Genomic DNA, 8406 nt, shown 5'->3' on the forward strand with positions numbered 1-8406 from the left:
CCCGGGACGGGACGGACGGCCAGGCACCGCACGGGGCTCTCCCCGGGGCCCCGCCACCGCACCAAGGACGCTCCGGGCCCCGGCACCGCAAGGGACGCTCAGGAACGGGCCCCGGCACCGCAAGGGACGCTCAGGAACGGAGGGAAACGCTCATGGCGCAGGACACCGGCGCTCCGGCCGTCCCGGGCGAGGACCGGTCCCGGCGTACGGTCCTCGTCGCGATCGGCGCGCTGTTGCTCGGCCTGCTCATCGCGGCGCTCGACCAGACCATCGTCGCCACCGCGCTGCCCACGATCGTCAGCGACCTCGGCGGGCTCAACCACCTCTCCTGGGTCGTCACCGCCTACCTCCTGGCCTCGACGGCCGCGACTCCCCTCTGGGGCAAGCTCGGTGACCTGTACGGACGCAAGAAGCTCTTCCAGACCGCCATCGTGATCTTCCTGATCGGCTCGGTGCTGTGCGGCATCGCGCAGGACATGGGCGAGCTGATCGCCTTCCGGGCCCTCCAGGGGCTGGGCGGCGGCGGGCTGATCGTGCTGTCGATGGCGATCGTCGGCGATATCGTGCCGCCCCGCGAACGGGGGAAGTACCAGGGGCTGTTCGGTGCCGTCTTCGGCGCCACGAGCGTCCTCGGCCCGCTGCTCGGCGGGCTGTTCGTGGAGTACCTCAGCTGGCGCTGGGTGTTCTACATCAACGTGCCCGTCGGCATCGTCGCGCTCGCCGTCATCGCCGCCGTGCTGCACATCCCGCGCCGCCGTACCCCGCACCGGATCGACTACCTGGGCACCGCGGTGATCGCCGCGGTCGCCGCCTGCTTCGTGCTGGTGACCTCGCTCGGCGGCGTCACCTACCCCTGGGCCTCCTGGCAGGTCGTGGGATGCGGCGTCCTCGGCGTCGTCCTGCTGGGGGCCTTCCTCCTCATCGAGCGCCGGGCCGCCGAACCCGTCCTGCCGCTGCGCCTGTTCCGGCTGCGCACCTTCTCGCTCACCGCCGTCATCGGCTTCGTCATCGGCTTCGCGATGTTCGGATCGCTGACCTATCTGCCGACGTTCCTGCAGGTGGTGCAAGGCGTCAGCCCGACCATGTCCGGAGTGCACATGCTGCCGATGGTGGTCGGCATGCTGCTGGCCTCCACCGGCTCCGGGCAGATCGTCAGCCGCACCGGCCACTACAAGGTCTTCCCGATCGCCGGCACCGGTGTCGTGGCGCTCGGTCTGCTGCTGTTGCACCAGCTCGATCCGGGAAGCGGCGTCGCCGGGATGAGCGCCAGCTTCTTCGTCTTCGGCTTCGGACTCGGCCTGGTCATGCAGGTGCTGGTGCTCATCGCGCAGAACGCCGTGCCCTACCAGGACCTGGGCGTGGCCACCTCCGGCGCCACGTTCTTCCGCTCCATCGGCGCCTCGTTCGGTGTCTCCATCTTCGGCACGATCTTCGCCGGCAACCTCGGCCCGCGGATCGCGGACGCCCTCGCCGGACAGCAACTGCCGCCCGGCATCGACCCCTCCAGGATCGCCGAGGACCCGCGGACCGTCGCCCAGCTGCCGGCCGGGCAGCGGGCCGGTGTCCTCAACGCCTACTCCGTCTCGATCACCGATGTCTTCCTCTACGCGGTCCCGGTCGTCCTGGTCGCCTTCACGCTGGCCTGGTTCCTCAAGGAGGAGCCGCTGCGCAGCAGTGTCACCGCGCCCGACACCAGCGAGGTGCTCTCCTCCAACCCCGTCGAGCGGTCCTCACGCGACGAGGTCGCCCGCGCCCTGTCCACCCTCGGCAGCAGAGAAGGCCGCAAGCACATCTACGAGAAGATCGCCGCACGGGCAGGACTGGACCTCAAACCGGCCGCCGCCTGGCTGATCCTGCGCATCCACCGCTACGGCTCGGTGGAACCGGGACTGCTCGCCGAACGCAGCACCGTGCCGCTGGGAGTGATCGCCGAGAGCGTCCGCCAGATCGAGGTACGCGGACTCGCCACCCGCGAAGGGCTGTTGCTGCTGCTCACCGGCCGCGGACGGGAGACCGCGGAGCGGCTCTCGGCGGCCCGTCAGGAGTCGCTCGCGGAGATGCTGGGCGACTGGTGGACCAGGGACCGGCCCACCGACCTCACCGAACTCGTCCACGAGCTGACGGCGGAGCTGTGCGGCTCGGACGCGGAGGAGCCGCACAACGGCGACGCCCGGCCGCCGCTGCCGCGCACCCATCCGCCCGCACCCCAGCCGCCGGACCTGGCGAAGTGAGCAGGCCAGGCGGGTAGGCCGGGACAACACACCTAGCCCCGCAACAGGCCCCCGTCCAGCCGCTTCTCGAAGAAGATCTCCGCGTAAAGGTCGTCGTGGTACGGATCGATCTCCAGGAAGCCGTGCCGCCGGTAGAGCGCGACGGCCTCCACCAGATCCAGCCGGGTGTCGAGCCGGATCCGCTCGGCGCCCAGCCGCACCGCGGCCGCCTCGGCGGCCCGCAGCAGCGCACCCGCGCCGCCCAGCCCGCGCCGGTCGGGCCGCACGAACATCTGCTTGAGCTCCGCGGTGCGCGCATCCAGCAGCCGCACCCCGGCACAGCCCGCCACTTCATCACCGTGGCGCGCCACCAGCAGCACGCCGCCCGGCGGTGCGAGATCGGCGCTGGGGTACTCCGCCAGCCCTTCCGCGATCTCCTCCGGCGTCGAACGGCGGTCCTCGTGCAGCGCGAAGTAGCGGTCGGCCACCTCGGTGTAGTACTCGCGCAGCAGCGCTCCGGCGTCCGGAGAGCCGGCCGGCTCGGCGGAGACGGCCCAGGGGAGACGGAGCGTGGCGGCGTCACTCATGGCGCCATTGTCGCGGTCGGTCCGGCCCGTCGCGCAACGGATTTCGGGTGACGCCGCCAGCGACGGTCAGCCCTGCTTCGGCCCGGCCTGCTGCACCACCTCGAAGGACCACAGCGTGGAACCGGACGCGGCAGGCTTTGGCCGCTCACCGCCCTCGGCGCCGCCCTGCTGGTGCGCGGCCTTCATCGGGCCCTCCATCCACGCCTGGAACGACTCCTCGTCCCGCCACCGGGTGTAGACGAGGTACTGGTCGGTGCCCTCGACGGGACGCAGCAACTCGAACCATTCGAAGCCGTCCGAGGAGTCCACGGTGCCGGCGCGCGCCGCGAAGCGCTTCTCCAGGACGTCGCGCTGCTCGGCGGGGACGGCCAGTACATTGATCTTCACGATGCTCATAGCGACCATCGTGCCGCATGGCGCCAAAGGGACGCAGGTCAGGGCAGAGAGCCACGGCCGTGCCCCGCCACACCCGGGGCATCGGCCCGGTCACGTCAGGTGCGGCGGCACCGGACGCCGCGGCGGCACCCGGCGGCGCCTGCGCAGGACCGGCGTCAGTGCGGCCGCCGCCACCAGGAGCAACAGCGTCGCGCCGACCGTCAGCACCCAGGCCGGGACACCGCCCGCCTTCAGCAGTACATCCGAGTAGGTGACCCGCTGGAACGGGGTGTCGGCGGCGGTGCGGCGGAGTTCGTGGTCGCCGGTGATGCGCCGGGGCTGCGGGAAGTTCTGGTCGAGGGCGGTCAGGAAAGTTCTCCCGTTGCCGCCGAGTTTGCGCAGTGACCCCACGGGGGTGATCCGGCCCGCGAAGAAGATCTCGGGCTCGGCCCCGCCGATGGCGCTGCGTGGCTCCATCCGGTGGGGTGCGAGGACGTAAAGCCCCAGCGATTGCGGTGTCTTGGCGAGACGGGAGAGCCGCATGGGGTAGACGGGCCGGCCGCTGGCGAAGGACAGCCGCAAGGCCGCTGACCGGCGGTCGCAGCGCCCCGGCCGACGAGGCTGTCGGGGAACGCCGAGGCCCGGCCGGAAGCTTCCGGCCGGGCCCTGTGGCGTCTGGGTGCGGGCAGTCCGCGGGGTGTCAGACCGCCGCGTCGGCCGTGGCGGCGCGGCGGATCTCCTGCGCCTCCGCCTCGGTCTCGACGGCCGGCGGGGAGCCGGGGAGCGGCTTACGGGCGCTCTCCGACATCAGCAGGACGGCGATACCGCCGACGACGGCCGCCGCCATCATGTAGTAGGCGGGCATCATCTTGTTGCCGGTCGCGCCGATCAGGGCGGTGACCACCAGCGGCGTCGTCCCGCCGAAGAGCGACACGGAGACGTTGAAGCCGATCGACAGGGAGCCGTAGCGGACCTTGGTCGGGAACAGCGCGGGCAGCGTGGCCGGCATCGACGAGGTGAAGGTGACCAGCAGCAGGCCGAGCGCGGCCATACCCACCGCGATGGCGGCCAGCGACCCCTGCCGGATCAGCAGCAGGGCGGGCACGGACAGCACCAGGAAGCCGAGGCAGCCCGCGGCGATGACCGGACGGCGGCCGAAGCGGTCGGTGAGCCGGCCCGCGAACGGCTGGGCCGCCATCATCAGGACCATCACGGCCAGCACGACCAGCAGCCCGTGCGTCTCGTCGTACTTCAGCTCCGAGGTCAGGTAGCTCGGCATGTACGACAGCAGCATGTAGTCCGTGACGTTGAAGACCAGGACCAGTCCGACGCACAGCAGCAGCGACCGCCACTGGCCGAAGATCATCTCGCGGATACCGATCCGCTTCTCGACCTCGCGGCGCTCCTTCTCCTTCGTCCGCGCCTCCTTCTCCAACTGCGCGAAGGCCGGGGTCTCTTCGAGCCGCATCCGCAGGTAGAGGCCGATGATGCCCATCGGTCCGGCGATCAGGAACGGGATGCGCCAGCCCCAGGACTGCAGGTCCTCGGTGGACAGCAGCGCGGTCATCAGGGTGACCAGGCCGGCGCCGCCGACATAGCCGGCCAGGGTGCCGAACTCCAGCCAGCTGCCGAGGAATCCGCGCTTCTTGTCCGGTGCGTACTCGGCGATGAAGGTGGAGGCGCCACCGTATTCACCACCGGTGGAGAAGCCCTGTACCAGGCGGGCGACGAGCAGCAGGATCGGTGCGCCGACGCCGATGGAGGCATAGGACGGGATCAGGCCGATGGCGAAGGTGCCCGCCGCCATCATGATCATGGTGATCGCGAGAATCTTCTGCCGGCCGATCCGGTCACCGAGCGGCCCGAAGACCATGCCGCCGATGGGACGTACCAGGAACGCCGCTGCGAACGCTCCGAACGTCGACAGCAACTGCGCGGTCGGATTCCCGGACGGGAAGAAGACATGTCCGAGGGTGACCGCGATGTAGCTGTACACGCCGAAGTCGAACCACTCCATCGCATTGCCGAGGGCGGCGGCCGACACCGCACGCTTGACCATCGCGGGATCGACGACGGTCACCTCGCCCGAGGTGTGGTGCGCGGGATCCGCCCCGCGGTCCTTCCGGAGACCGGATGGGGTATCGGCTCCGCTGCCGACGGGGTGACGGGGCCCGGGTGCGACGGGGGACTGCGTCGGCACGTGTTCGCTCGCCTGCGCTCTCTTTGGACGACAACATGACACTGCCCGCCGTGGGGAGGCGGGCAAGGCCCGTCATGACGCGACGGGCAAAGGTCGACCATAGGGGCAGACCGGATCATCACGGACAGTGCGCGGACGACCGCGCAGTCGGCCGTATACCCGCTCCTTGCAGGGGAAACTCCATTTCGCGAAGCGGTTTGCGACGCCTCTGCCTGTGATCCATATCGCGAAGTTCTGTTGCAACCATCGGCCGGTTGTGACGTGCGTCACGCGCCGGGGTGGGGTGCCGGGCAGGAGAACGGCGCGGCGGGCGCAGTGCACCGCCGCGCCGAGGTGGATCGTCGCGTTCCCTCAAGGATCGGCCATGACCGCCCGGCCCGCCACTCGGAAACGCGGCCATGACCGCCCGGCCCGCCACTCGGGGACGCGGCCAGGAGCGTCGGCCCAGCCGTCCGCGGGAGGCCGTTGCCTTACGGCATCCATGCCTCGTACGACATGACCTCGCCCGACGTGATCTTGAACTCCGGTTCGTCCTTGGTGAAGGTGATCTCCAGGCCCAGAAGTTCGCCGGTCCGCGGATCGAGGATCACCATCTGGCGGGTGGAATTCGCCGCACCGTCCGGGCCGTCGTACACATATGCCTGCCCGCGCCGGCCCAGCCGGTCGGTGACCACCCCCGCCTGCCGCAGACCGTCCGCATCGGCCAGCATCCGGACGAGGGCGGCCGTCTCCCGCGGCCCCGGCGTCCACTCCTGGCGGAACGAGGAGAGCGCCGACAGAAGTTGCGGCGTCGTGCTGGTGCCGTCCGCCCCGCCGTACAGCCACGACAGCTGTTCGCGCAGCGCCCCGGCGTCCGTCGGGGGCTTCGTACGGGCGGCCAGCCCGCCGTGCTGGGCCTCCGAGCCCGCCGGATAGGTCTTGCGGTGCAGGACCTTGCCGTCGCTCACGGTCTGCCACCGGCCGTCGTTGTCGTGGATCACCGGACGGCCCGGGTGCCGAGGGTCGGTGGCGACGACCAGTTCCGAGCCGCTGCCGTCGTCGTTCCAGCTGGTGATGCGCTCCTCGGGCACGGTCACGGGGGGCGCGGCGTCCGGGCCCGCCTCCATGCTCATGTACCAGCTCTGCAGATGGCTGCCCCGCCGCGGCCCGTCCTCGGCACCCGCCGCCCGCGCCCTGGCCTCCGCCCTGCGGGCGAGCACGTCCAGCGACACGGACGGCGCGTCGGCGTGCAGGGGGAGGGCGACGGGCGCGGCGACGGCGGGGCTGCTGCCGGCGCCGGAGAAGGTGAGCACCAGGGCGGCGACGGCGGCCGACGACACGGCGGTCAGCCCCATCAGCAGACGGCGCCGGCGCACGGGACGCGGGCGGGCGCGCGGCGCGGCACCGGCCGTCAACGCCGCCAGACGGGCCTCCGCCCGCGCGGTCAGCGGGCGGTCGCGCCAGGGTCCCTCGTCGGCGGAGACGGGGTCGGCCTGTCGCAGCAGCTCCAGTTCCTCAGTCATGGCGGCGGCCTCCCGCTCGGGTCGGTACGGGGTGGGGGGAGAGGGGGCGGGGAGTGGCCGGGCGCGGCGCCGGTGCCGGTGAGGGGGGCGCGTCGGGCCGTGGTGGGGGCGCGTCGGGGCGGGCGGTGGCGCGCTGGCGCATCCGCTCGATCTGGGTACGGAGCCGGCCGCGCGCCCGGTGCAGCCGCATGGCCGCCGCGCTCTGGCCGCACCCCAGGGTCACCGCCAGCTCCTCGATGGTCAGTTCCTCCCAGGCCGTCAGCCGGAGCACCTCCTGGTCGGCGGGGGAGAGGCGGGCCAGCGCCTCATGCACCCAGGAGCCGGGGCGCTCGGTGTCCGGACTGTCCACGGTCTGCCGGCGGTGCGCCGCCTCGTGATTGCCGAGCCGGTGCAGCAGCCGCCGGTAACGGCCCAGCCCCCGCACCGTATTGGCCAGACAGTTCCGGGCCACCCCGTACAGCCAGGGCAGCGGCGCGTCGGGGAGCTCGGCGCGGCGTCTCCAGGCTATGGAGAAGACCTCCGCCACCACTTCCTCGACCTCGTCTGCCTGCCCGTCCAGCCGCCGCGCCACAAAGCGGCTGACCGCCCAGTAGTGCGCGCGATAGGCCTCGGCGAAGGCGTCGTCCGTGCTCATGAACCCTTGGTGTCCGGCATGGCCCCGATCTTCACACCCTCCGCGGTGAGACTTCCCACCCCGTTGCCGGGCCTTTCGCCACCGCGGGCAGTGAGGATCGCGGCGGCTCCGGACACCTACCGGGCATGAAGTTTCCCGTGAAGTGGCTGACGACCACCGACCACAAGACCATCGGCACGCTCTACCTGGTCACCGCGTTCGCCTTCTTCTGCCTCGGCGGTCTGATGGCCTTGGTGATGCGCGCCGAGCTGGCCCGCCCCGGCCACCAGCTCATGTCGAACGAGCAGTTCAACCAGGCGTTCACGATGCACGGCACGATCATGCTGCTGATGTTCGCGACGCCGCTGTTCGCCGGGTTCGCGAACTGGCTCATGCCGCTGCAGATCGGCGCGCCCGATGTCGCCTTTCCCCGGCTGAACATGTTCGCGTACTGGCTCTATCTCTTCGGTTCACTGATCGCGGTCGGTGGCTTTCTGACGCCTCAAGGGGCCGCCGATTTCGGCTGGTTCGCCTACGCCCCGCTCTCCGACTCGGTGCATTCCCCCGGGATCGGCGGCGATATGTGGATCATGGGTCTGGCCTTCTCCGGATTCGGCACGATCCTCGGTTCGGTCAACTTCATCACGACGATCATCTGCATGCGGGCCCCCGGCATGACGATGTTCCGGATGCCGATCTTCACCTGGAATGTGCTGCTGACCGGTGTGCTGGTTCTGCTGGCCTTCCCGGTGCTGGCGGCGGCGCTGTTCGCGCTGGAGGCGGACCGTAAATTCGGTGCGCATGTCTTCGACGCGGCAAACGGTGGCGCACTGCTCTGGCAGCACCTCTTCTGGTTCTTCGGCCACCCCGAGGTGTACATCATCGCCCTGCCGTTCTTCGGCATCATTTCCGAGGTCAT

The 8406-nt window shown here is 70.9% G+C and carries 8 protein-coding genes; 2 read left to right on the forward strand and 6 right to left on the reverse strand.

The features are described 5' to 3' along the window. Positions 1–152: 152 nt before the first annotated feature. On the forward strand, positions 153–2231 hold the full coding sequence (locus AB0C46_RS21330; RefSeq protein ID WP_362829507.1) for an MDR family MFS transporter: 2079 nt from the start codon (positions 153–155) through the stop codon (positions 2229–2231). A 32-nt stretch (positions 2232–2263) separates the two neighbouring features. Here the strand turns inward: AB0C46_RS21330 and AB0C46_RS21335 are convergent, their stop codons facing one another. The 6 genes from AB0C46_RS21335 to AB0C46_RS21360 all read right to left on the reverse strand — a co-directional run bounded on the left by AB0C46_RS21335 (position 2264) and on the right by AB0C46_RS21360 (position 7508). Continuing rightward, on the reverse strand, positions 2264–2797 hold the full coding sequence (locus tag AB0C46_RS21335; protein ID WP_362829509.1) for a GNAT family N-acetyltransferase: 534 nt from the start codon (positions 2795–2797) through the stop codon (positions 2264–2266). A gap of 66 nt (positions 2798–2863) precedes the next feature. After that, a complete protein-coding gene (locus AB0C46_RS21340) occupies positions 2864–3193 on the reverse strand; it encodes an antibiotic biosynthesis monooxygenase (RefSeq protein ID WP_362829510.1) in 330 nt (109 codons plus the stop codon). A gap of 90 nt (positions 3194–3283) precedes the next feature. After that, positions 3284–3754 carry a DUF2330 domain-containing protein gene (locus AB0C46_RS21345; protein ID WP_362829511.1) on the reverse strand — a complete coding sequence of 157 codons (471 nt, stop codon included), beginning with the start codon at positions 3752–3754 and terminating at the stop codon, positions 3284–3286. 118 nt (positions 3755–3872) lie between these two features. Continuing rightward, positions 3873–5252: a glycine betaine/L-proline transporter ProP gene (gene proP / locus AB0C46_RS21350; protein WP_362829513.1), complete on the reverse strand. Its 1380-nt coding sequence runs from the start codon at positions 5250–5252 to the stop codon at positions 3873–3875. Between the two features lie 590 nt (positions 5253–5842). After that, on the reverse strand, positions 5843–6874 hold the full coding sequence (locus AB0C46_RS21355; protein WP_362829514.1) for a CU044_5270 family protein: 1032 nt from the start codon (positions 6872–6874) through the stop codon (positions 5843–5845). Further along, positions 6867–7508: a sigma-70 family RNA polymerase sigma factor gene (locus AB0C46_RS21360; protein ID WP_362829515.1), complete on the reverse strand. Its 642-nt coding sequence runs from the start codon at positions 7506–7508 to the stop codon at positions 6867–6869. Before AB0C46_RS21360 ends, AB0C46_RS21355 begins: the two co-directional genes overlap by 8 nt. A gap of 125 nt (positions 7509–7633) precedes the next feature. Here AB0C46_RS21360 and AB0C46_RS21365 point away from each other — a divergent pair. Continuing rightward, positions 7634–8406 (forward strand): cbb3-type cytochrome c oxidase subunit I (locus AB0C46_RS21365; protein WP_362829516.1); only part of this gene is annotated, 773 nt, incomplete at its 3' end.

Source organism: Streptomyces sp. NPDC048637 (genome assembly GCF_040650675.1).
Classification (GTDB): domain Bacteria; phylum Actinomycetota; class Actinomycetes; order Streptomycetales; family Streptomycetaceae; genus Streptomyces.

Coding starts and splice junctions, on each gene's coding strand:
- AB0C46_RS21340 (WP_362829510.1), bottom strand. CDS start 3,193: ATGAGCATCGTGAAGATCAATGTACTGGCCGTCCCCGCCGAGCAGCGC.
- AB0C46_RS21360 (WP_362829515.1), bottom strand. CDS start 7,508: ATGAGCACGGACGACGCCTTCGCCGAGGCCTATCGCGCGCACTACTGG.
- AB0C46_RS21335 (WP_362829509.1), bottom strand. CDS start 2,797: ATGAGTGACGCCGCCACGCTCCGTCTCCCCTGGGCCGTCTCCGCCGAG.
- AB0C46_RS21330 (WP_362829507.1), top strand. CDS start 153: ATGGCGCAGGACACCGGCGCTCCGGCCGTCCCGGGCGAGGACCGGTCC.
- AB0C46_RS21355 (WP_362829514.1), bottom strand. CDS start 6,874: ATGACTGAGGAACTGGAGCTGCTGCGACAGGCCGACCCCGTCTCCGCC.